The organism is Staphylococcus xylosus (assembly GCF_002732165.1).
Classification (GTDB): domain Bacteria; phylum Bacillota; class Bacilli; order Staphylococcales; family Staphylococcaceae; genus Staphylococcus; species Staphylococcus xylosus.
This window is the reverse complement of the sequence record NZ_MRZO01000008.1, coordinates 1-23,929: the sequence shown is the minus strand read 5'-3', so window position 1 is coordinate 23,929 and position 23,929 is coordinate 1. Positions and strand designations below refer to the sequence as shown.

At 34.5% G+C, this 23,929-nt stretch carries 25 protein-coding genes and 1 other annotated feature; of the genes, 2 read left to right on the top strand and 23 right to left on the bottom strand.

Annotated features, from left to right (window positions below):
• Positions 1-133: 133 nt before the first annotated feature.
• The 21 genes from BTM19_RS11245 to BTM19_RS11140 all read right to left on the bottom strand — a co-directional run bounded on the left by BTM19_RS11245 (position 134) and on the right by BTM19_RS11140 (position 19,025).
• Positions 134-742 carry a class I SAM-dependent methyltransferase gene (locus tag BTM19_RS11245; protein ID WP_058625506.1) on the bottom strand — a complete coding sequence of 203 codons (609 nt, stop codon included), beginning with the start codon at positions 740-742 and terminating at the stop codon, positions 134-136.
• Between the two features lie 267 nt (positions 743-1,009).
• Positions 1,010-1,378 (bottom strand): 50S ribosomal protein L7/L12, encoded by a 369-nt coding sequence (gene rplL / locus BTM19_RS11240; protein ID WP_038677959.1) that lies wholly within the window; start codon positions 1,376-1,378, stop codon positions 1,010-1,012.
• A 41-nt stretch (positions 1,379-1,419) separates the two neighbouring features.
• Entirely contained in the window at positions 1,420-1,929 is a 510-nt protein-coding gene (gene rplJ, locus BTM19_RS11235; RefSeq protein WP_017723038.1) for a 50S ribosomal protein L10, read from the bottom strand.
• A gap of 76 nt (positions 1,930-2,005) precedes the next feature.
• Positions 2,006-2,154: a sequence feature (ribosomal protein L10 leader region), on the bottom strand.
• Positions 2,155-2,242: 88 nt separating this feature from the next.
• Positions 2,243-2,938: a 50S ribosomal protein L1 gene (gene rplA, locus BTM19_RS11225; RefSeq protein ID WP_017723039.1), complete on the bottom strand. Its 696-nt coding sequence runs from the start codon at positions 2,936-2,938 to the stop codon at positions 2,243-2,245.
• A 229-nt stretch (positions 2,939-3,167) separates the two neighbouring features.
• A complete protein-coding gene (gene rplK, locus BTM19_RS11220; protein WP_017723040.1) occupies positions 3,168-3,590 on the bottom strand; it encodes a 50S ribosomal protein L11 in 423 nt (140 codons plus the stop codon).
• Positions 3,591-3,964: 374 nt separating this feature from the next.
• Positions 3,965-4,513 (bottom strand): transcription termination/antitermination protein NusG, encoded by a 549-nt coding sequence (gene nusG, locus BTM19_RS11215; protein ID WP_029377932.1) that lies wholly within the window; start codon positions 4,511-4,513, stop codon positions 3,965-3,967.
• Positions 4,514-4,527: 14 nt separating this feature from the next.
• Positions 4,528-4,707 carry a preprotein translocase subunit SecE gene (secE, locus tag BTM19_RS11210; RefSeq protein WP_002484168.1) on the bottom strand — a complete coding sequence of 60 codons (180 nt, stop codon included), beginning with the start codon at positions 4,705-4,707 and terminating at the stop codon, positions 4,528-4,530.
• Positions 4,708-4,837: 130 nt separating this feature from the next.
• Positions 4,838-4,981 (bottom strand): 50S ribosomal protein L33, encoded by a 144-nt coding sequence (gene rpmG, locus BTM19_RS11205; protein WP_080661263.1) that lies wholly within the window; start codon positions 4,979-4,981, stop codon positions 4,838-4,840.
• 113 nt (positions 4,982-5,094) lie between these two features.
• On the bottom strand, positions 5,095-5,670 hold the full coding sequence (locus BTM19_RS11200; RefSeq protein WP_029377933.1) for a sigma-70 family RNA polymerase sigma factor: 576 nt from the start codon (positions 5,668-5,670) through the stop codon (positions 5,095-5,097).
• A 72-nt stretch (positions 5,671-5,742) separates the two neighbouring features.
• Positions 5,743-6,267: an NYN domain-containing protein gene (locus tag BTM19_RS11195; protein WP_029377934.1), complete on the bottom strand. Its 525-nt coding sequence runs from the start codon at positions 6,265-6,267 to the stop codon at positions 5,743-5,745.
• Positions 6,264-7,013, bottom strand: coding sequence for a 23S rRNA (guanosine(2251)-2'-O)-methyltransferase RlmB (rlmB, locus tag BTM19_RS11190; RefSeq protein WP_029377935.1), 750 nt, complete (start codon positions 7,011-7,013; stop codon positions 6,264-6,266). The genes BTM19_RS11195 and rlmB overlap by 4 nt, the downstream gene beginning before the upstream one ends.
• 7 nt (positions 7,014-7,020) lie before the next feature.
• Positions 7,021-7,368: a Mini-ribonuclease 3 gene (locus BTM19_RS11185; protein ID WP_162471897.1), complete on the bottom strand. Its 348-nt coding sequence runs from the start codon at positions 7,366-7,368 to the stop codon at positions 7,021-7,023.
• Between the two features lie 40 nt (positions 7,369-7,408).
• Entirely contained in the window at positions 7,409-8,809 is a 1,401-nt protein-coding gene (cysS, locus tag BTM19_RS11180; protein ID WP_038677953.1) for a cysteine--tRNA ligase, read from the bottom strand.
• Complete coding sequence (gene cysE, locus BTM19_RS11175) at positions 8,793-9,443, bottom strand: serine O-acetyltransferase (RefSeq protein ID WP_037557109.1); 651 nt, start codon at positions 9,441-9,443, stop codon at positions 8,793-8,795. Before cysE ends, cysS begins: the two co-directional genes overlap by 17 nt.
• Before the next feature lie 343 nt (positions 9,444-9,786).
• Positions 9,787-11,241 (bottom strand): glutamate--tRNA ligase, encoded by a 1,455-nt coding sequence (gltX, locus tag BTM19_RS11170; protein WP_099265864.1) that lies wholly within the window; start codon positions 11,239-11,241, stop codon positions 9,787-9,789.
• Positions 11,242-11,664: 423 nt separating this feature from the next.
• Complete coding sequence (locus BTM19_RS11165) at positions 11,665-12,723, bottom strand: PIN/TRAM domain-containing protein (RefSeq protein ID WP_029377940.1); 1,059 nt, start codon at positions 12,721-12,723, stop codon at positions 11,665-11,667.
• An 80-nt stretch (positions 12,724-12,803) separates the two neighbouring features.
• Entirely contained in the window at positions 12,804-14,174 is a 1,371-nt protein-coding gene (gene radA / locus BTM19_RS11160; protein WP_029377941.1) for a DNA repair protein RadA, read from the bottom strand.
• Between the two features lie 342 nt (positions 14,175-14,516).
• A complete protein-coding gene (locus BTM19_RS11155) occupies positions 14,517-16,979 on the bottom strand; it encodes an ATP-dependent Clp protease ATP-binding subunit (RefSeq protein ID WP_029377942.1) in 2,463 nt (820 codons plus the stop codon).
• Between the two features lie 13 nt (positions 16,980-16,992).
• On the bottom strand, positions 16,993-18,003 hold the full coding sequence (locus BTM19_RS11150; RefSeq protein WP_058625503.1) for a protein arginine kinase: 1,011 nt from the start codon (positions 18,001-18,003) through the stop codon (positions 16,993-16,995).
• Positions 17,996-18,547, bottom strand: coding sequence for a UvrB/UvrC motif-containing protein (locus tag BTM19_RS11145; RefSeq protein ID WP_029377944.1), 552 nt, complete (start codon positions 18,545-18,547; stop codon positions 17,996-17,998). The genes BTM19_RS11150 and BTM19_RS11145 overlap by 8 nt, the downstream gene beginning before the upstream one ends.
• Positions 18,548-18,563: 16 nt before the next feature.
• Positions 18,564-19,025 (bottom strand): CtsR family transcriptional regulator, encoded by a 462-nt coding sequence (locus BTM19_RS11140; RefSeq protein WP_029377945.1) that lies wholly within the window; start codon positions 19,023-19,025, stop codon positions 18,564-18,566.
• Between the two features lie 156 nt (positions 19,026-19,181).
• On the opposite strand from BTM19_RS11140, the gene BTM19_RS11135 reads away from it, so the two are divergent.
• A complete protein-coding gene (locus tag BTM19_RS11135; RefSeq protein ID WP_029377946.1) occupies positions 19,182-20,396 on the top strand; it encodes a NupC/NupG family nucleoside CNT transporter in 1,215 nt (404 codons plus the stop codon).
• 381 nt (positions 20,397-20,777) lie between these two features.
• Here the strand turns inward: BTM19_RS11135 and pdxT are convergent, their stop codons facing one another.
• Both pdxT and pdxS read right to left on the bottom strand, forming a co-directional pair.
• Positions 20,778-21,359 carry a pyridoxal 5'-phosphate synthase glutaminase subunit PdxT gene (pdxT, locus tag BTM19_RS11130; protein WP_029377947.1) on the bottom strand — a complete coding sequence of 194 codons (582 nt, stop codon included), beginning with the start codon at positions 21,357-21,359 and terminating at the stop codon, positions 20,778-20,780.
• Between the two features lies 1 nt (position 21,360).
• Positions 21,361-22,248 carry a pyridoxal 5'-phosphate synthase lyase subunit PdxS gene (gene pdxS / locus BTM19_RS11125; RefSeq protein ID WP_029377948.1) on the bottom strand — a complete coding sequence of 296 codons (888 nt, stop codon included), beginning with the start codon at positions 22,246-22,248 and terminating at the stop codon, positions 21,361-21,363.
• Between the two features lie 97 nt (positions 22,249-22,345).
• Between pdxS and pdxR the strand changes: the two genes are divergently transcribed.
• Positions 22,346-23,719, top strand: a complete 1,374-nt coding sequence (pdxR, locus tag BTM19_RS11120) for a MocR-like pyridoxine biosynthesis transcription factor PdxR (protein WP_029377949.1) — start codon at positions 22,346-22,348, stop codon at positions 23,717-23,719.
• The last annotated feature ends 210 nt before the right edge of the window (positions 23,720-23,929 follow it).

The following is a 23,929-nucleotide window of genomic DNA, read 5'->3' as shown; positions in this document are numbered from 1 at the left end:
AGAAAACGGTAGCATACTTATGACACCATTTTCTATTTCAACTTATATACATTGTTAATTTATACGTAAAAGTACACACTTATTGAACATAATTTTTTACATTCTATTACTATATCAGAATACAGCTACTTAATCAACCTTTTACACTTCTTAAAATGTAATAGCCTTTGCTTTTTTCTAATACTTCAACGTTATCGAATGTGTCTTGCATTTTTTTCTTTGCGGATGGCATACCTTGCTTTTTTTGAATTACTACAAAAAGTTCACCATCAAGTTTCAATTTAACATAAGCGTCTTCCAAAATGCGATGTACAACTTCCTTTCCTGCTCTAATCGGTGGATTAGTAAGGACAAAGTCATACGTGTTGTCTTCCACTTGTGATAAACCATCACTTTCTTTAACTTCAACATTCTCTATACGGTTTCTTTTTTTATTTTTTCTTGATAAATTTAGTGCGCGTTGATTTACATCAACCATTGTCACTTCGTGGTGTGGGGAAACTTTCGCAATCATCAAACCGATAGGGCCATAGCCACATCCAACATCTATGATATTTTTTGTAGGACCAGGGGGATATGTTTTCAAAAAAGTTTTTACCAGTAAATCAGAGCCAAAATCTATTTTCCCTTTTGAAAATACACCAGCATCTGTTACAAGTTCTAAATCATGGTTATCGTAGGAGTACGTAAAAAGCGCTTCTTTACTTTCTACTTCAGGATTTTCATCATAATAATGACTCATGACTACACCTCTTTTAATCTAATTCGTCTTAGATTAATAATATACCCAAATATTTTAAATTTCGACTTCAAAGCCTTTATTTAAATATTGAAAATAGGCAATAGATAAAATAAGATAAAACCCCGTTATAGTAATAACGGGGTTTTCATTTCTCAAAGATTTCAGATAGCTCATGATACACTTAATGTTAACGTACCAAAGTAGTTAATGTATTAAGCTACAAGAACTATCTTCCATATATAATTATCAACTGTTAGCCAACAGAAATTATTTTAATTCTACTGTAGCGCCAGCTTCTTCTAATGTTTCTTTAAGTTTTTCAGCTTCTTCTTTAGGTAAAGCTTCTTTAACTACTTTAGGAGCTCCGTCAACTAATTCTTTAGCATCTTTTAATCCTAAGCCAGTAGCTTCTTTAACAGCTTTAACGACTTTGATTTTTGATGATCCAGCTGAAGTTAATTCAACATCGAAATCAGTTTTTTCAGCTTCAGCGTCTGCGCCACCAGCTGCACCTGCTGCTGCTACTGGAGCTGCTGCAGTTACACCAAATTCTTCTTCAATTGCTTTTACTAAGTCGTTTAATTCTAAAACTGACATTTCTTTAATCGCTTCAATGATTTGTTCTTGATTAGCCATTTTTAATATTCCTCCATTAATTTTAATTAGTTTATGCGCAATTATTCAGCGCTTTCTTCTTTAGATTCTTTCTCTTCTCCAACAGCTTTAACCGCATAAGCGAAGTTGCGTACTGGAGCTTGTAATACTGATAATAGCATAGAAACAAGACCGTCGTGTGATGGTAATGTACCAACAGTGTTAACTTCTTCTGCAGAAATAACGTTGCCTTCCATAACACCTGTTTTAATTTCTAATGCTTGATGTTCTTTTGCAAATCCTGCGATAACTTTTGCTGGAGCAACAACATCTTCTGTTGAAGTAGCAACTGCAGTAGGACCTACTAAGAATTCATCTAAACCGTCGATACCAGCTTTTTCTGCTGCACGGCGAACCATAGTGTTTTTGTAAACTTTGTACTCAACACCAGCTTCACGTAATTGTGAACGTAATTCAGTTACTTCAGCAACGCTTAGACCACGATAGTCAACGATAACTGTAGATACTGAGTTTTTAAGTTGTTCAGCAATAATATCAACTTCTTGTTTTTTTGCATCGATGATAGCAGACATTTAGACACCTCCATAGATTTTAGTTTGGTGCTTTTAATTTTGAAGTAATCATTAACGAATCGTATTCGCTTTGCATTACTCAATAAAAAAAGCACTTTCTACCCGTGGCAAAAAGTGCTTGAAAGATCTAAATTCTTCACGTTCAAGTCAATTTTAGCCTCGGTAGGATTAAAATTTTAAGTTATTACTAACTCCTACTGTCTTAGGTAAAATAATACATTAACCAATATAACTAAATTAATGTACTATGTCAATATTTTTTTAAAGGCTGAAAGCATAAACTTTCAGCCTAAGTAACTTTTATTTTAATAGATTAAAGTTTGATGCTTGAAGTATCAACTTTAACTCCAGGACCCATTGTTGTAGTTACAGCAATAGATTTGAAGTACGTACCTTTAGCTGAAGCAGGTTTTGCTTTAGTTAATACGTCTTGTAAAGCTCTGAAGTTTTCAACAAGTTTGTCTGTATCAAATGATGTTTTACCAATTGATGCGTGAACAATACCTGATTTCTCAGCACGGTATTCTACTTTACCAGCTTTGATTTCTTCAACTGCTTTTTTAACGTCCATAGTTACTGTTCCAGTTTTAGGGTTTGGCATTAAACCTTTAGGTCCTAATACACGACCAAGTTTACCAACTTCACCCATCATGTCTGGTGTAGCTACTACTACGTCAAAATCAAACCAACCTTGTTGGATTTTTTCTACATATTCGCCTTCGCCAACGAAATCTGCACCTGCTGCTTCTGCTTCAGCTGCTTTTTCTCCTTTAGCGAACACTAATACACGTTGTGATTTACCAGTACCGTTTGGTAGCACTACTGCTCCACGGATTTGTTGGTCATTTTTACGTGTATCAATACCTAAACGGAATGCTACTTCAACTGATGCGTCAAAGTTAGCAATGTTTGTTTCTTTAGCTAGTTCAACAGCTTCTTGTACATCGTAATGTTTTAAGCGATCGATTTTGCTAGCTGCTTCTTGATATCTTTTGCTTTTTTTAGCCATTTCATGTTCCTCCTTTAGTGGTTTTAGCGGAATTTCCTCCCACATTTACTTGCTTTCACAAGTTAAGAGCAGATAACAGTGAGGTATAAATTATGTTTTATCTTAGAATTAAATTCCTTAATAAATGACATTTCCCCTCATATTACGACAATATTGAACGCTGTCATCATGTTTGTCATTTCTGTCATCTGCTTCTATCGTCAATCTATATATTCATTAATGTTTTTTATTATTGAACTGTGATTCCCATACTACGAGCAGTACCTTCAATGATACGAACTGCCGCTTCTTCGTCTGAAGCGTTTAAATCTTGCATTTTTTGGTTCGCAATTTCACGTACTTGATCTTTAGTTACTGTAGCAACTTTGTTTTTATTAGGTTCACCTGAACCTTTTTCAACGCCTGCTGCTTTTTTAAGTAATACTGGAGCCGGTGGTGTTTTTGTAATAAATGTAAATGAACGGTCTTCATAAACACTGATTTCTACCGGAATGATTAAACCTGCGTCTTCTTGTGTACGTGCGTTGAATTCCTTACAGAATCCCATAATGTTCACACCCGCTTGACCTAATGCTGGACCAACTGGTGGTGCTGGATTTGCTTTCCCTGCAGGAATTTGTAATTTAACTACTTTTTCTACTTTTTTAGCCACGATGTGCACCTCCTTGATATCGTGATGTGGTCACAGGACTGAGTTTTGTCCTCCCACTCTTCTACATTTCGTGACGAAATGAACGCTCTATGAGCGCGACCACAGTATTATAACATTAATTCATTACGTAAAGCAATGGTAAAATGTAAGTTTTTTTATAGAACCCCTTATCATTTTAATGATTAGGGGTTCTTAATGCATGAGCTTTTGCTCAAGCGTTCCTCTAATTTTATCATTTTAATGATTAGGGGTTCTTAATGCATGAGCTTTTGCTCAAGCGTTCCTCTAATTTCATCATTTTAATGATTAGGGGTTCTTAATGCATGTAAAGTAATACTTCTTGCTTTAGCAAGTCTAGTATTACTTATATACCATTATAATTTTTCTACTTGATCAAATTCCACTTCTACTGGTGTCTCTCTACCAAACATGTCTACAAGAACAGTAAGTTTGAATTTATCGGTTTCAATTTCTTGAATTTCTCCAACTTGGTTAGCGAATGGACCTGATTTAATTCTCACTTGCTCACCTAATTCAACTTGGACATCGATTGTTTTCTCTTTCATGCCCATTTGTTTAAGAATGAAACGCGCTTCTTCAGGAAGTAGTGGATTAGGTTTTGATCCAGCACCAGCCGAACCAACAAATCCTGTTACACCAGGTGTATTTCTTACTATATACCATGATTCATCAGTCATAACTAATTCGACTAACACATAACCAGGGAAAGTTTTTTTACTTAATGTTTTGGCTTTGCCATCTTTAACTTGTGTCTCTTCTTCTTCTGGTATAACAACTCTGAATATTTTTTCGGTCATATTCATAGATTCAACACGTTTTTCTAAATTCTTTTTAACTTTATTCTCATAACCAGAATAAGTATGCACAGCATACCAACGCTTTGCGCCGACTTCTTCAGACATGTCGTCACTCCTATCTATTTAATTAATTCTATAATTCTACCAATTCCTAAGTCTAAGGCATAGAAGAACACTAAGAAAAATACTACTGTAGCTACAACAATGACTGTGTATTTAAATAATTCTTCTTTCGTTGGCCAACTTGTCTTTTCCATTTCTGATTTTACGCCTTGGAAGAAATTTTCTTTTTTAGCCATTTATAAGACCTCCGTATATTTCGTTATTCCTTATTTGCTTATTCCATACAACAAATCAAGCAAATACAATACTCTCAACTTAAATGGAAGGGCATATTTACTCAATCGTGAACTTTCATATGTCGTTATATTATTTTGATTCCTTGTGCATCGTATGTGCATTACATCTCGAACAAAACTTTTTTAATGTTAATCTAGATGTAAGATTACTTTGTTTGGGAACGTTATAATTTCTACTACCACATACGTCACAAGTTAATGGTACTTTTTTCATTAGACTTCCCCTTACTCATTATAATACCAATCTACTATACATAACATCTGAGTCAATTGTCAATCTTCAAACGCATACCTATTCACGCCATTCAATCCTTCGAATCGCCCTAATTAATAACCATCTATATGATGTCTTAGTTTTATTTTACAACGATGTATCGCGTTGTAAACTACTTTCTTCGGAACAGCTAATAATTCTGCAATTTCTTTTGGCTTATAATCTTTTAACAAGTAAATGACGACCACTTGTTCTAACTTAGTTAAGTTTAACACACATTGTTGGATATATTCTCCCACTTCTATAGCTAGGATGTGCTTGTCGACGGGATATTCCATCTTACTATTATTGTAAGACACGATAAACTCATTAATCAATAACGTTTGTCTTTCGTAACCATAAAATTTCTTACGAATATAGTCATTTTTTACATTCTTAATGACACGATTTACATAATGTTCAATTGGTATAGTATCTTTAAAATCAAAATGTTTAAACGCTTGAAAAAGTTTAATCAGCACCTCTTGGCACAAATCTTCTTGATCATTCGGATGAATAGAAAAGTGTTTTAACCTTTTACGAATTAAAGGCGTTAGTGCTATAAATATTTTAGGTAGTTCTTGCTTTTCAAAAATATTTTGTTCTACATTTTTCGAGGGTGTATTGTCATGGTTGTGTGGCTCTAACATAGCAACTTCCTTTCTTCAAAAGTAAAGATAGGATACAGCTACTATGCTTCAAAAATCAAGTGGACAATAATGTTATTGATGATTATCTCCACGTCGCAGTTTTTCAAATTCTTCTAAAATCTCATTTGAAAGTTCTATTCTTGTTCGTGGTTTTTGTTCATTAAAGCCATCAAGTTTTTTAGATACAGACACTTCATTTTCTCTTAAGTCTCTCCACATTTCTCTTGAAGACACACGATATGCTCCAGCGCCAAATATCGCATGTTGCTCACTCATATCACTCGTGACAACTGTAATGTGTCTAGTATGTTTATCATATAAGTCATACACATAGCGTTCGATATAGCTATCTGCTGTTTCTTTTTCTTTTGTAAATATCGTTTTAACACCATGATACATGTATTCAGAATGGGCGCCCGATTGCTCATAAGCATCAAATACACAGACGACTTCATCTGCTATCACTGCATTGTAATTCGCTATTGTTGTAAGTAACTGTTCGCGTGCTTCCTCAAGGTTATCTTGTGCAATACGGCTCAGCTCCTGTGAATGACCAATCATATTATATCCATCAATGATTAAGTATCTATCCTTCATGCCTTATCTCCAATGTTGTTGCGTTTACGAAACACCTCGTACATCATTAAACTTGCCGCTACTGAAGCATTCAAACTATTCACATGTCCAACCATCGGAATGTTGATGTAAAAATCACACTTATCTTTTACTAGACGACTCATTCCTTGGCCTTCACTACCAATAACGATTGCTAACGGCATTGCTACATCCATTTCTCTATAGTCTGTAGAGTTGTTTGCTTCTGTACCTACGACCCAATAGCCGTTATCTTTTAATGTTTCAATTGTATTAGCTAAGTTTGTCACTCTCATAACTGGTATATGCTCAATTGCACCTGTAGATGCTTTAGCAACCGTTTGCGTTAACGCTACTGAACGTCTCTTAGGTATGATGACGCCATCAACGCCTGATGCATCAGCTGTTCTCAAGATAGAACCTAAATTATGTGGGTCCTCTAAACCATCTAATATCAATACTGTAGATAGTTTATCTTGCGCTTTTTGCTTTTCTAAAAACGCATCAAAATCCGCATATTCATATGGCGCGATATAAGCTGCTATTCCTTGATGAGGAGAATCAGATAATCCATCAATTTTCGATTTCGGTACTGATTGAACTATGATTTTTCTACTATTTGCTTTTTTTAAAATTTCATTAATTTGGCCTTTTTTAATAGTATCTTGAATTAAAATTTTATTAATTGTATGTCCTGAAACGATTGCTTCTTTCACAGCATGTCGCCCAACGATCACGATCTCTTCCATAATATCACTACCTTTCGTTTACATTCTGTACGACACTTTCCAATAAAGCCGTCAAACGTTTTTGTTCTTTTTCTAAATATAAATAGCCAATGACCGCTTCTAGTCCCGAACTTTTTCTATATGTTTGTATATCTGTATTTTTAGCTTTGGTATAACTTTTAGCATTTCTACCGCGACGAACAATATCTAATTCATCTTCAGTAAACCAATTGTTTTCCATTAAAAATTCAAGCGTTTGTGCCTGACTTTTGGCAGAGACATAGCGTTTTGCTTCTTGATGCAGCCGATTAGGTTTTGCTTTTAATTTTAGCACGATATATTCTCTTACGTGTTGGTCTAAAACTGCATCACCCATATAGGCAAGTGTTAGTGGATTTAGTAGTTTATTATCAATATTAGCCACGTTTAAATCTCACACCTTGAGCCGTGTCTTCTAGTATAATATTTTGTGCTTTTAATTGGTCGCGAATTTCATCAGCGCGTGCAAAATCTTTTTCTTTCCGTGCATTGTTTCTTTCTTCAATTAAAGCTTCAACTTGCTCATCTAACAATTCGTCACTTGCCTTATCTTTTAACGGAATGCCAAGTACATCGCTAAATACTTGGTACACTTCTTTAAAACGTGTTAGGACTTTTACAGAAGTAGTGTTTTCTAACACATATTTATTAGCTAATTTCGCTAAATCATACCAAGCTGTAATGGCATTTGCAGTATTAAAGTCATCGTTCATTACAGTTTCAAACTGCTTTAAAATATTGTCGATTTCAGTAAGGTATGCAGATTGATCTTCCACATCTGTGGCAATTGCTTCACGTTCTTCAATAGCTTGATAACTATTACGCACACGTTCCAAACCACTTTTCGCTGCTTCAACAAGTTCCATATTATAGTTGATTGGACTTCTATAATGCACACTAATCATGAAAAAGCGTAGAACGTCTGGGTCAATTTGTTTAATAATGTCATGCACTAATACAAAGTTACCTAACGATTTACTCATCTTTTCATTATCTATATTAATGAATCCGTTATGCATCCAATAATTAGCGAAAGGTGCATGATTATGTGCTTCTGACTGCGCAATTTCATTTTCATGGTGAGGGAATTGTAAGTCTGTTCCGCCTGCGTGAATATCAATCGTCGCACCCAGTTCATGATATGCCATAACTGAACATTCAATGTGCCAGCCTGGTCTACCTTCTCCAAACGGACTGTCCCAGCTAATTTCACCTGGTTTCGCTTTCTTCCACAATGTGAAATCTAACGCATCTTCTTTCTGTTCACCTTGTTCAATACGTGCGCCCACTTTTAGGTCGTTAAGTGACTGATGACTTAATTTGCCGTAATCTTCAAATTTACGTGTTCTAAAGTAAACATCGCCACCACTTTCATATGCATTACCTTCATCTACAAGTTCTTTTATAAATTTAATAATATCGTCCATATGATTCATTACTCGTGGATTAGATGTCGCTTTTTTTACATTTAAAGCACCTACATCTTCATAAAATGCTTTAATGTAACGATCCGCAATCGTTTCAACTGATTCGTCTAACTCCTTAGAACGCTTGATTAATTTATCATCTACATCAGTGAAGTTAGATACATAAACAACTTCATAGCCTTGATATTCAAAATATCTTCTTACTACGTCATAGTTTATTGCTGGTCTTGCATTACCAATATGGATGTAATTGTATACAGTTGGTCCACAAACATACATTTTAACTTTACCAGGTTCAATAGGCTCGAACGTTTCTTTTTGACGTGTTAATGTATTATATAATGTAATCATCTTGAATCTCTCCATTTCTTGTTTTCTCAAGTTGTTTTTCTAACTCTTTTAATTGCTCGTAAATTGGGTCAGGTAGATTACGATGGTCAAACGTTTTCCCTATACGTCTACCATCTTGTTTTACGATATGTCCTGGTATACCTACTACTGTCGAATAACTTGGCACTGAATTTAACACTACTGAGTTAGCCCCAATATTCACATTAGCATTAATCGTTATGTTTCCAAGTACTTTTGCTCCTGCAGCAATCAATACATTATCACCTATATCTGGGTGACGTTTACCTCTTTCTTTACCCGTTCCACCTAATGTAACACCTTGATAAATCGTTACGTTATCACCAATGCGACATGTCTCTCCAATGACTACACCCATACCATGATCAATAAACAAACGTCTACCGATTTGGGCTCCTGGATGTATCTCAATACCTGTAAAAAAACGTGTAACTTGAGAAATTAGTCTTGCCAAAACATACTTTTTCTTTTTATACAGTTCATGTGCAATCAAATGACTCCATACTGCATGTACACCTGCATAAGATGTAATCACTTCTAACGTAGTACGTGCAGCTGGGTCTTGTTCAAACACCATATTTACATCATCTTTAATTCTTTTCAAAAATTTAAACAAGGTTGCTACCTCCTTATTAAAAAAGCACCCCTAACTAAAATTGTTAGAGGCGCTTTTGCTTTAGCACGGTTCCACTCTTATTTTAAACAAAGCCACTGGTTTAAATACATTCGCATTAATCGAAACTCAAACGACTTTTGTTTACTCTTTAAAGTTTATTTAATTCATTTGTACAAAGGTGCATTCAGTAATTTCAGTGATGTGCTTGCAGCAACCGCACACTCTCTATACACTTCCATTACATACTAATCCTTAGTCATTTTCAATGTTAATAATAGGTTGTTTGATGTAATTTTTCAAGTATTATCAATTTAACACGATCTTTACATGCTACAACTTTATTTTAAACATATTTTTTTAAACGAGATAACACTTTTTCTCTACCTAAAACTTCAATAGTATTTGGTAGTTCAGGACCATGCATTTGGCCAGTTACAGCTACACGGATAGGCATAAATAATTGTTTACCTTTAATTCCTGTCTCTTTTTGAACTTCTTTGATTGTTTTTTTAATTTCAGCCGCTTCAAATGGCTCAAGTACTTCTAATTTACCGTATAAATGATTCATAAGTTCAGGTACTTGTTCACCGTTAATCACTTCTTGCTCATCATCACCTAAAATTTGTTCATCGCGGAAGAATAGTTCTGATAAAGGTACAATTTCTCCAGCATAACTCATTTCTTTTTGGTAAAGCGCAACAAGCTTACGTCCCCAATCTAAATCTTCATCAGTTGGATTCTCAGGAATTAACTCTGCTTTAATAAGATGTGGCAACGCTAATTCAAATACCGTTTCACTATCTTTTTGTTTCATATACTGGTTATTAATCCAAGCTAGTTTTTGTTTATCAAAAAATGCCGGTGACTTAGATAAGCGTTTTTCGTCAAAAATCTTAATAAATTCTTCTGGAGAATAAATTTCATCTTCACCTTCTGGTGACCAACCTAATAGCGTAATAAAGTTAAATAGCGCTTCTGGCAAATAACCTAAATCGCGATATTGTTCGATGAATTGTAAAATTTGTCCATCACGTTTACTTAATTTTTTACGTTCTTCATTGACTATAAGTGACATATGAGCAAATCTAGGTGCTTTCCACCCAAATGTTTCATAAATCATCAATTGTTTTGGTGTATTAGAAATATGGTCGTCTCCACGAATCACGTCAGAAATCTCCATATAATAATCATCTATTGCTACGGCAAAGTTATAAGTAGGTACGCCGTCTTTCTTAACGATGACCCAGTCACCCATATTATTTGAATCAAATGAAATTTCACCTTTTACCATGTCATCAAATGAGAATGTTGTATCTTTAGGTACACGGAAACGTATAGATGGTTGACGACCTTCAGCTTCGAACTGTTGACGTTCTTCTTCTGTTAAATGCGCGTGTTTACCACCATAGCGTGGCATTTCACCGCGTGCAATTTGTTGTTCGCGTTCTTCTTCTAATTCGTCTTCTGTCATGTAACATTTATAGGCTTTATCTTCATCTAGTAATTGCTGAATTAATGGGTTATAAATTTCTGCACGTTCTGACTGACGATAAGGTCCATAACCTTTATCTTTATCTACAGATTCATCCCATTCTATGCCTAACCATTTTAAGTTATCAAATTGTGATGATTCTCCATCAACTAAGTTACGTTTACTATCCGTATCTTCAATACGAATTACAAAATCTCCATCATAATGTTTAGCAAATAAATAGTTAAATAATGCAGTTCTTGCATTACCGATATGCAAATAGCCTGTTGGACTTGGTGCATATCTCACTCTTACACGATCACTCATTATGTTCACTCCCGTTTTTAATGTTTGTTTTATTGGTTAAGTTAATATTCAGGTTACACAAATCCACACAGTAAATAGGCTGAACGTGTGTTAACTCATCTACGTGTAGTTCACCAAGAAAATAACGCTCAACTATTAATTAAGTTCATGATTATCGCTTGTTAATCATATCATAGCTTAGTATTTTTCAAAGTATTCTAAGCTGAAAAAGTACTTTGCATAATTTTATCCAAACGAATAAACAATCCACTTTTATAGAAATATAATTTCGCTATCTATTGTAGCACTTTAGCTAGTAATATGATATCACTGTGCTTAAATTATCTTATAGTTCCCCTTAATTTTTCAAGGTATTTAAAAAAGGTTTCATGTGAAACTGTAACTGTAGGCGCTACAATTTCAAATGAAACCTTTCCTTATAAATCAATTTATTTTTTTCGCAAAAATAATTCGACCTGAAGATGTTTGTAATAAACTAATTACTTCTAAATCGATATGTTCACCTATATGTTTTTTAGCGTTATCTACTACAACCATCGTACCATCATCTAAATAACCTACTGCTTGACCAGATTCTTTCCCCATTTTAGTAAGCAACAGATTAAAGCGATCACCTTGGTGTACTGAGGGTTTAATTGCTTCAGATAAATCATTAACATTTAACGCTTGTATTCCTTGAACATGACACACTTTATTGAGATTAAAATCCGTTGTTATAATATGTGCTCTATAATGTTGCGCTAATTTAATCAACATCGCATCGATATCGCTATGAGACTTAGTCGGGTGAATAATTCTCGTTGGATGGTCGGTATCATATAATTCATTTAATATATCTAGACCTCTTTGACCTTTTTCACGCTTCACACTATCGTTCGCATCTGCAACGACTTGGAGTTCATTAATAACACCTTGAGGAATTAGTATTTCTCCATCAATAAAGCCACACTCGATAATATCTAATATGCGCCCATCGATAATGGCGCTTGTATCAATAATTTTAGGTACTGCATTACGTGCATTGATAGACATTGAACGCGCCATATTTTCTGGTAAAAATAGCAACATTTCATCACGCTTTCGCAAACCAAATTGAAAGCCGAAATAACCTAAAATAATCGTAACTATAATTGGTACAAAATGATTAATGACATTATTGCCGATAATTTGAAAAATAAAAGATATCATAACAGAAATTAGTAAACCTATCATTAGTCCAATTGTAGCAAATAATATTTCTACTGCACTTTGACGCATAATCGTTTGTTCTAATTCTTTTAAAGCATATGTTGCTTTTTTAATAAACCAACCAAAGATTAAAAAGAATATAATAATCCCTAGCAGCCCATTGAAATAAGTATTTGTTAATAGGGGTACATGATTTAGGCCAGCGTCATTGACTATTTCTGGTAATAGATACACACCTATACTTGCACCCAAGATAATGTAGCACAAAATAACAATGAGTCTTATAATGTTCACAGGTTAACTCACCTTCCTTTAGAAAGTTAATCAGGCCAAATATTTTATATACTTAGCCTAAATAGCTTTGTATTTTTTAATTACTGTTTTGTTAGTGCATATTTTAATGCTTCATGGACATTCTTAACACCAATAACCTTAATGTCCTTTGGAAATTGCCATCCACCAATATTTGATTCTGGAATAATTACGCGCTTAAACCCTAATTTTTCCGCTTCTTGTACACGTTGCTCTATACGCGAAACACGCCTAACTTCCCCTGTAAGTCCTACTTCTCCAATAAAGCAGTCTAAACCATCAACTGTTAAATCTTTAAAACTTGAAGCCGTCGCAACAACAATACCTAAATCTACTGCAGGTTCTGTTAAACGTACACCACCGGCTACTTTAATATAAGCATCCTGTTGTTGTAGTAAATAATTCTCTTTCTTTTCTAGCACTGCCATGAGCAAACTCAATCGATTATGATCGATACCTGTCGCCATACGTCTTGGATTATTAAATGTAGTTGGCGTCACTAACGCTTGTACTTCTATAAGTAATGGTCTCGTGCCTTCCATCGTAGAAACAATGGTTGACCCAGGTACATTAGTCGAACGTTCTTCAAGGAACATTTCCGACGGGTTTTTTACTCCTTTTAATCCAGTTTGTTGCATTTCAAAGATACCCATCTCATTCGTAGAGCCAAAACGGTTTTTAACTGCTCTTAAAATACGATACGCATGATGCTCGTCGCCTTCAAAGTATAGAACTGTATCCACCATGTGTTCAAGTAAACGCGGGCCAGCTATTTGTCCTTCTTTCGTAACATGTCCCACTATAAATGTAGCTATATTCAATTGTTTAGCTATATTCATTAAACTTTGCGTACTTTCTCTAACTTGCGACACAGAACCTGGTGCCGAACTAATTTCCGGATGAAAAATAGTTTGGATTGAGTCTACTACAAGTAAATCTGGTTTGAGTTGCTTAACTGTTTCATGTATAACTTCTAAATCTGTTTCAGCAAACACATTTAATTGACTTGAGTCCTCGTCTAACCTTTCTGCTCTTAATTTCGTTTGATTTAACGACTCCTCACCTGTAATATACAGCACATTTTTAGATTGTGATAATGCTGCACAAATTTGTAAGAGTAATGTAGATTTACCAATACCTGGATCGCCACCTATCAATACAAGCGAACCATTTACTATACCGCCGCCAAGCACTCTATTAAATTCTTCAGAGTTTGTTTTTACTCGTGGCGTCGTTTCATGTTTTATGTCATTTAATTTTTGCACTTTAGAAATATTGTCTCGACTGCGTACGCCATGTTTTGGACTCGCGGCCTTTTGTTCGACTATTTCTTCCATTTGATTCCAGCCACCACAATTTGGGCATTTCCCCATCCACTTTGGAGACTGGTAGCCACAGGCCATACATTCAAAAATTACTTTCTTTTTAGCCAAAACAGCACCTCCATCTTTCATTGAACAAATCTATTTTAAACCTCTGTCTGTTTAAAAACAAATTTTATTCATAATCAAGTAATTTAACCGAATAATATTCTTATATAGTTATTTAAAATTCTTAATAAGTTTAAGTTTTTCATCTTTAGCAAAAGCTATTTTTATAAAATATCATGCTTATGTATAGAGTGCCACTGATAATATATTTTGACTTTTTAAATATTACTCGTTTGTTAAGGTAAATACTACTCTATTGTCTATATATTATAAAAAAACAAAGCAGCACTCCCCAAATATGCATCTACATATTTGAGAAGTACTGCTTTAATTTATACTTAAGTTTTATGATTCAGTTGTTTCTTTATCTTTAGTTGTTTCTTTTCTATCTTGAATATCATACTTGAACTCTTTACCATCATGATTAATTATTACTTCTTTACCTTCAACTTGATTGCCTTCTAGAATCAATTCACTTAAGTTATCTTCAACTGTTTTTTGAATTGCACGAATTAATGGTCTAGCACCATATTCAGGGTCATAACCCTCTTCGGCAATTTTTTCTTTAGCTGCTTCTGTAACTTTAATGTTAATATCTTGTTCAGAAAGGCGTTCTGTTAATTTATCCACCATCATAGTCACAATTTCTTTCAATTCTTCTTTAGAAAGTTTGTGGAATACGATAATGTCATCGACACGGTTTAAGAATTCTGGACGGAATGCGTTTTTCAATTCTTTCATCATTGTCTTACGGATTGATTCATAATCTTGTCCTTCAGATGCGCCTCCAAAACCAGCGAAACGTTGGTCTTGTAATTCTTGTGCGCCTACGTTAGATGTCATAATAATAACTGTATTACGGAAATCTACGCGACGACCTTTTGTATCTGTTAAGTGACCATCGTCTAATACTTGTAATAGAATATTGAACACATCAGGATGTGCTTTTTCAATCTCATCAAATAAAATCACTGAGTAAGGTTTACGTCTTACTTTTTCAGTCAATTGGCCACCATCATCATGACCTACGTAGCCTGGAGGGGCACCTACTAAACGACTGACAGCGTGTTTTTCCATAAATTCACTCATATCAACACGAATCATTGCGTCATCTTCACCGAACATAGACTCAGCTAAGGCACGAGCTAACTCAGTTTTACCTACACCCGTTGGTCCTAAGAAGATAAAGCTACCAATAGGACGTTTAGGATCTTTCAATCCAGCTCTAGCACGTCTAACTGCTTTACTAATAGATGTAACGGCATCTTTTTGGCCGATTACTCTATTATGAAGTGTATCTTCTAAGTTAAGCAGACGGTCAGATTCAGTTTCATTAATTTTAGTTAATGGAATACCTGTCCAACCAGCGATAACTTCACCAATATCTTCTTCTGATAGAGAGGTATTATCACCGTTTTGAGCATTTTTCCAGTTGTTATTAGCTTCTTCATATTGTTTTTCTAATTTAGTTTGTTTATCACGCAAGTTAGCTGCATTTTCAAACTCTTGGGCGTGGACAGCTGCATCTTTTTCATTTTTAACTTGTTCTATCTGCTGTTCAATTTCTTTTAAGTTTGGTGGTGTTGTATGACTCTTAAGTCTCACTTTAGAACTTGCTTCATCAATTAAGTCTATCGCTTTATCTGGTAAGAAACGATCTGAAATATAACGGTGACTTAATTTAGCTGCTGATTCTAAAGCTTGATCTGAAATGTTAATACGGTGATGCGCTTCATAACGATCACGCAATCCTTTTAAAATTTCAATTGTATCTTCAACATTTGGTTCACCAACTTGAACAGGTTGGAAACGACGTTCAAGCGCTGCATCTTTTTCAATGTTTTTACGGTATTCATCTAAAGTAGTTGCACCGATACATTGTAATTCTCCACGAGCTAATGCTGGTTTAAGAATGTTAGATGCATCAATAGCACCTTCTGCACCACCTGCACCTACTAGGGTGTGCAATTCGTCGATGAATAATACTACATTTCCAGCTTGATGAATTTCTTCCATTACTTTTTTCAAGCGCTCTTCAAACTCACCACGATATTTTGTTCCGGCAACAACTGTCCCCATATCTAATGACATTACACGTTTACCTTTAAGCGTTTCAGGTACTTCGTTATTAACAATTGCTTGTGCTAAGCCTTCAGCAATAGCAGTTTTACCTACACCTGGTTCACCAATTAATACAGGGTTATTCTTAGTACGACGACTTAATACTTCAATGACTCTAGTAATCTCTTTTTCTCTACCAATGACAGGATCTAAAGTACCGTCTTTTGCGATAACTGTTAAGTCGCGAGCTAGACTGTCTAACGTTGGTGTGTTGTTAGATTTATTAGCTTGCGCATTTTTATTACTTGTTTCAGGGCTACCTAAAGCTTTAACAACTTGCGCACGTGCTTTTGTGATATTTAAATCTAAATTTGCAAACACACGAGCTGCGACTCCTTCATTTTCTCTGATTAATCCAAGTAAGATATGTTCTGTTCCTACAAAGTTATGGTGTAATTTTCTAGCTTCATCCATTGATAATTCAATTACTTTTTTTGCACGAGGGGTATAGTGTAATGCGCCCATTTGTTCTTGACCGTGGCCGATTAATTTTTCTACTTCCTCAACTACTTTTTCTTCAGTAATATCAAACGTTTCTAATACTTTAGCTGCAATACCTTCAGGTTCTTTCATTAGACCTAAAAGTAAATGTTCAGTTCCAATATTCGAATGATTTAAGCGTATTGCTTCTTCCTGAGCATGTGCTAGTACGCGTTGAGCACGTTCTGTTAGTCTACCAAATAGCATATAGTATGACCTCCTAATTTATATGTTCTCTTAATATATCTGCTCTTTTTTCATTAACTGCTCTATCATCTTCATCGTCTAGTAAGAATGGCGATTGTATTGCAACCATTAACTCATTAAACTTAAAGTCTCCTAATTCAATATAGCCTAAATCTAAACCAAGTTTCACTTCACTTAATCTTAGTGAAGCTTCCTCCATAGATATCAGTCTACTATATTTTAATATTCCTAACGAACGATATACTCTGTCTAATGTTTCTATATGATTGTGTCGGTTTAGTCGTTCGCGGATTTGCATTTCTTCATTAATAATTTGCTGCACTACCTCTGATAAACTTTCAATGATTTCTTCTTCTGTTTTGCCTAAAGTAAGTTGGTTTGAAATTTGGTATATATGGCCATAAACTTGAGATCCTTCTCCATAAATACCTCTAATTGTAAAACCAAAACGATTAATTGTTTGGGCAATGCGATTCATACGTTTCATTATTGTCAAGCCAGGTAAATGTAACATGACACTGGCACGCATTCCTGTCCCAATATTAGTGGGGCAAGTTGTCAAATAACCTAGAGTTTCATCAAAACTTACATCTAATTCACTATCAAGTTGATCATCAATCTCTGAAGCTTTTTCGTATAATGATGATAGCGATAAATCATTACCCATGGCTTGAATGCGTATATGATCTTCTTCATTAACCATAATGCTTAAAGATTCATCTTCATTGAGTAATACGGCAGAAGCAGGTTGTCTTATTAATTCAGGACTTATAAGATGTTTCGCGACAAGTTTGTATTTACTTTGTTGATCCATTGAATCCAAACGTTGTACAGACAAGTCAGGAAGCGCATCTTGTACGTCATTAATTATTCGAAAACCATCTTGTTCTGACAAAAACATTAATGGGTGAACATGATTTTCTAAATTTCTTGCTAGTCTTATTCTCGAAGACATCACAATCGGACTTTCTTCTCTATCACGCATCCATTCACTCATGTATGCACTAATATCATTTTTACTCATCATGCTTCACCTCGCCATCTTCTTTCAATGCTTTAATTTCATCACGAACAACGGCGGCTTCTTCAAAGTTTTGTTCTTCTATCAGTTGTTTTAAATACGAACTTTTTTCTTCTATTTGTTTTTTTAATGCTAATTTTCTGTGTGAAGAATGCGGTGTTTTTCCTACATGTTCAATTTGACCACCTTGCACACGTCGCACAATATCGATAATGTCATCTTTGAATGTAGCATAGCAATCTGAACAGCCAAATTTACCAACATGTGCGATATCTTTTAATGTCATATGACAAGTAGGACATCGTTTTTCTTCTTTAAAAGCAATTTCATCAAAATCGATACCGTGTTTAGCTGCTAAGTGTTGTAAGATTTGTTTCACTACAAATGCGCCTTCAATATCATCTTGTGACTGAATTTGCTGATTTTGGGTCCATGGGTTACCACCTTGTGCACACGTGGAACAAACCCATTTTTCATTTATACCATCTTGACCTTTCACTGCCAATTTCACTTCTGCTTCATTCAAATGACAATTCTCGCACAGCACGACGAAACACCTCACTTTAATAATAATTTATAACATGCAATAACCGTTTTATAATATTTGCTCGAATGATATCTCTCGATAATACATCCATTTTTAATGTCTCTCTGTCTATAACGGCGTATATCATTTTTGCTTCACGTTCATTAATGTAATTTTTATCCAATAAGCCATCTACAATGTAATAAGCTTGCTGTTGTGAAATAGATGGACCAACTAATTGAAGTAAATGATTAATGTAACCTGTTTCATCTCTGTTTTCAATTTTGGTGATTCGAATATATCCGCCACCACCTCTTTTACTTTCAATCTCATAGCCATGCTCATTTGTAAAACGTGTTTTGATTACATAATTAAGCTGGGAAGGCACACAGTCAAAGCGCTGCGCAATATTGGCACGTTGAATTTCTACAACGTCTTCATTGGTGTCTTCAAATAACTTTTTAATGTATTGTTCTATGATGTCAGACATGTTGTGCATGATTATCACCTCTTTTGACCTTCTTTGACTATATTATATGACCAACTTTGACCTTTTTCAACCAATATGTTTTAAAAATTTTTAATTAAAGATGTAAGTGCTATCTAATTTATTGTATTATAGGAGTTAAGAAAAATTAAAAGGGATGAATGACTTATGCATATTATTATTGGATTAATTGGGATAGCAGTGTTTCTTGCATTGGCGTTTCTATTTAGCTCAGATAGAAAAAATATTCGTTGGCAATATGTCGGTTTACTACTTGTCATACAACTAGTATTCGCATTTATTTTACTTAAAACTAAATTTGGTATTACAGTTATTGGTGGCATATCAGACGGATTTAATTATTTATTAGCAAAAGCAGCAGAAGGTGTGAACTTTGTGTTTGGTGGATTTGAATTTGTAGATCCTAAGAACCCCCCCTTCTTCTTTAATGTATTATTACCAATTGTGTTCATTTCAGCTTTAATTGGTATTCTACAATATACAAGAATCTTACCTTGGATTATCAATGTTTTAGGTTTAGCCATTTCAAAAATTAATGGTATGGGCCGCTTAGAATCATATAACGCTGTAGCAGCTGCAATTTTAGGGCAATCAGAAGTGTTTATTTCATTGAAAAAGGAATTAGCACATATTCCTAAACAACGATTATATACATTAACAGCTTCTGCAATGTCTACAGTATCAGCTTCTATTATCGGTGCTTATTTCACATTAATTGAACCACGTTTTGTAGTTACAGCAGTTGTTTTAAATCTATTTGGTGGTTTCATCATTGCTTCTATTATCAATCCTTATAAAATTGATGCAAAAGAAGATAAACTTATCGTTGATGAAAGCGAATCAGGTAAACAATCATTTTTCGAAATGTTAGGTGAATATATCTTAGACGGTTTTAAAGTTGCAGTCATCGTAGGTGCAATGTTAATTGGTTATATTGCTATTATTGCTTTACTTAATGGTGTTGTTAGTGCAATCTTCACTGGTTTATCTGGCGGCAGTATCACTTGGGACTTCCAAACGCTTATTGGATTTGTCTTTGCACCATTTGCATTTTTAGTTGGTGTGCCTTGGAACGATGCAGTACAAGCTGGATCTATCATGGCTACTAAATTACTATCAAACGAATTTGTTGCAATGCAAAGTTTAAGTCAGATTAAAGATATGAGTGCTCATGCTAAAGGTGTTATTTCAGTCTTCGTAGTATCATTTGCAAACTTTAGTTCTATCGGTATTATTTCTGGAGCAATTAAATCACTTAACAATGAAAAAGGTGATATCGTAGCTCGTTTTGGACTAAAATTATTATTTGGTGCTACACTTGTTTCATTTATTTCAGCAGCTATTGCCGGATTCTTTATTTAAAAAATATAACTTGGGTATAGATATTCTTAAATATTAAAATGCTTATTCGTTTAATTTAAGAACATTTTAAATAATATCAACTATTTCTATTACAAAATAAAATCTTGGTACATATCGAAAACAAACTATATAAAGCACACTTCTATACAAAAGAAGTGTGCTTTTTTACTACTTGTTAAATTGTTAATGCCATATTATACATAATTACAAGTAGTAGATATCAACTACATATATTCTCTAATTTATGCGATTTGCAAAATATCAATAACTAATATATAAAGTAAAATAAGACACTTCATGTTATAAAATAACTACTCATTATTTTTAACGAAGTGCCTTATTAATGAAATTCTTACGAGATATATTCTAGTGAAGTTTTATCTATAATACCTTTTCTGTCATCATAGTAGGTTTTACAATTTCTTCTATAAAATACTGTGTTACTCTATAATCATCAGTTAATTCTGGATGGAAGGATACGCCTAAGTAATGTCCTTCTTGTACTGCTACAATTTTTTCGCCAACTGTACTTAACACTGATACCTCACCGTGTGTCGCTTCAATATGCGGCGCTCTAATAAACACACCTTCAATATCTTCTGCGATACCTTGTACATTTAATTCACTTTCAAAACTATCCACTTGTCTGCCAAATGAGTTTCTTTGAACTGTGATGTCTAATTTATCCAAATAACCTTCTTCGCCAACAATATGCTTAGCCATAACTATTAATCCAGCACACGTTCCGAACATAGGTAATGTAGATTGCTTTAGTGCTTCTTTAAAGCCGTATAAATTCATTAATCGACGTAATGTAGTAGATTCACCACCAGGTAAAATGAGGCCATCAATGTCATCTAATTGTTCTGTACGCTTAATTGCTATACCTTCATGGCCACTAAGTTCAATATGACGTATATGTTCTCTTACTGCGCCTTGCAGTGCTAGTACACCAATTTTCATATTACCATCCACGCTCTTGCATACGTTCTTCTAAAGTTAATTCATTGATGTCTAAACCTTTCATAGCTGTACCTAAATCTTTTGCTAAACGCCCAATTAATTCATAGTCTTGGTAATGAGTTGTAGCTTGCACAATAGCTTTAGCGAATTTTTCAGGGTCTTCTGATTTAAAAATACCAGAGCCTACGAATACACCATCAGCACCTAATTCCATCATTAATGCTGCATCTTGAGGTGTAGCTACACCACCAGCTGCAAAGTTAACAACAGGAAGTTTACCATTCTCTTTAATATTTTTTAGCACTTCAAACGGCGCTCCAATATTTTTAGCTTCAGTCATAATTTCGTCATCATTCATCACTGTTAATCTTTTTACTTCTGCATTAACTTGACGCATGTGTCTAACAGCTTCTACAATATTTCCTGTACCCGGCTCACCTTTTGTACGTAGCATTGCTGCACCTTCACCGATACGTCTTGCAGCTTCTCCTAAGTTACGGCAACCACATACAAACGGTACTGTAAACGTATCTTTTAATAGATGATATTCTTCATCTGCAGGTGTTAACACCTCTGATTCATCAATATAGTCTACGCCCATTGATTCAAGTACACGCGCTTCAGTAATATGACCTATACGTCCTTTTGCCATTACCGGAATAGAAACAGCGTTCATAACTTCTTCTACAATTTTAGGATTAGCCATACGAGCAACGCCACCAGCAGCTCTAATATCAGAAGGTACACGTTCTAGAGCCATTACTGCAACTGCTCCAGCTTCCTCTGCTATTTTAGCTTGCTCAGCATTGACAACGTCCATAATCACGCCGCCTTTTTGCATTTCTGCCATTCCTCTTTTAACTCTCTCTGATCCAGTTACTTTAGACATTTGTTTTTCCCCTTTACTTAGTTGATTAAATTCATTTTAAGAGATAAACTGGTATTTAAAAAGGTTCAATTTCAATTTAATTTCGGAGGTCAGTTCCATGTCTAAATCACATCTTTATATCGATTTATATGAAAATTTGAAAAACCAAATTATTGAAGGTCAATATAAATCAGGAGATAAATTTCCATCTAAACGCGTATTAGGTCAACATCTTTCTGTTAGCAATACAACGATTGAACATGCATATCAGTTTCTACTTGATGAAGGATATATATACTCGAAACCACGCTCTGGTTATTTCGTTTCAGATATTGAAACATTACCTATAATCAATAGGAAAACACAATTTAATACAGATACATATTTGTCATCACAACATAAGCACTCAGGTGATTATTACGAATTTGCATTCAATTTATCGGAGATTGATACTGATTACTTCCCCATCCAACAATTTAGAAAATATGCGCGAGATGCTTTTGAAATAAACCAATTACAACTACTTCAACACGCAAATCCAAAAGGCGAGTGGTCTTTAAGACAAGAAATTGCTCACTATTTATTCAATAGTCGTGGTGTATCTTGTCATCCTGAACAAATTATTATTGGCTCATCAACTGAACAATTAATTAACTTACTAACGGATATCTTAAACAAAGCACAATTCCTTATCGAAAATCCAAGTTATCCTCCTATTAAACAAGTATTAGAAAAAAGACAAATTCCTTATATGCAAGTTCCAGTAAATCAAACTGGTCTTGAAATAGACTATTTAAAGACTGCAATTCATAACATCGCCTATGTGACACCCTCACATCAATTTCCTACTGGCTATGTAATGAATTTAAAAAAGCGTACCCAACTTATAACATGGGCACACGAACGTGATGATAGATATATTATTGAAGATGATTATGATTCTGAATTTCGCTATTTTGGCAAACCGATTCCTGCATTACAAAGTTTAGATACCAAAGACAAAGTGATTTATATTAGTACATTTTCTAAATCACTATTTCCTAGTTGCAGAATTGCGTATCTTGTTTTACCTAAAAAGCTACTTAATAGGTATGAGAATTTAGAACATAAAGAAGGTAATACAGTACCTGCGCACTTACAAAAAATTGTGGCAAGTTTTATGGAATCAGGGAGTTTTGAAAGACATTTAAATAAAATGAGAAAACTATATAGTCGCAAATTAAAATTTATTATTGAAGCACTCAAACCTTATGAAGATCAATTAGAAATAGAAGGTGCATTAGCTGGTATGCACTTTAATTTAACAGTTAAAAATGGACTTTCTATAAAAGAATGTCTAAAAAATGCAGAAAAGAATAGATTAAAAATAACACCGTTTAATCAATATGATGCTACACAACACACTGTAAAATTCATATTAGGATTTGGTGGCATTCCTTTTTCAGATCTTGAAGCACATACAAATGCACTAATAGACAGTTTATGCATTTAAAGTACCATACTCAACAAATTGAGTATGGTACTTATGCATGAGCTTTTGCTCATGTATTCCACTTTTCCTACTCTTGCGGAACGTAAGTCTGCTACCTTCGGCGCTAAAGAGCTTTCTTGCCGTGAGACAAGCGCTCGCATCTTTTCTCACTTGCACGCTCTCCTTACTCACTTACCACTCGTAAGCTCGTTTCGTCGCTCGTTTAGTTCG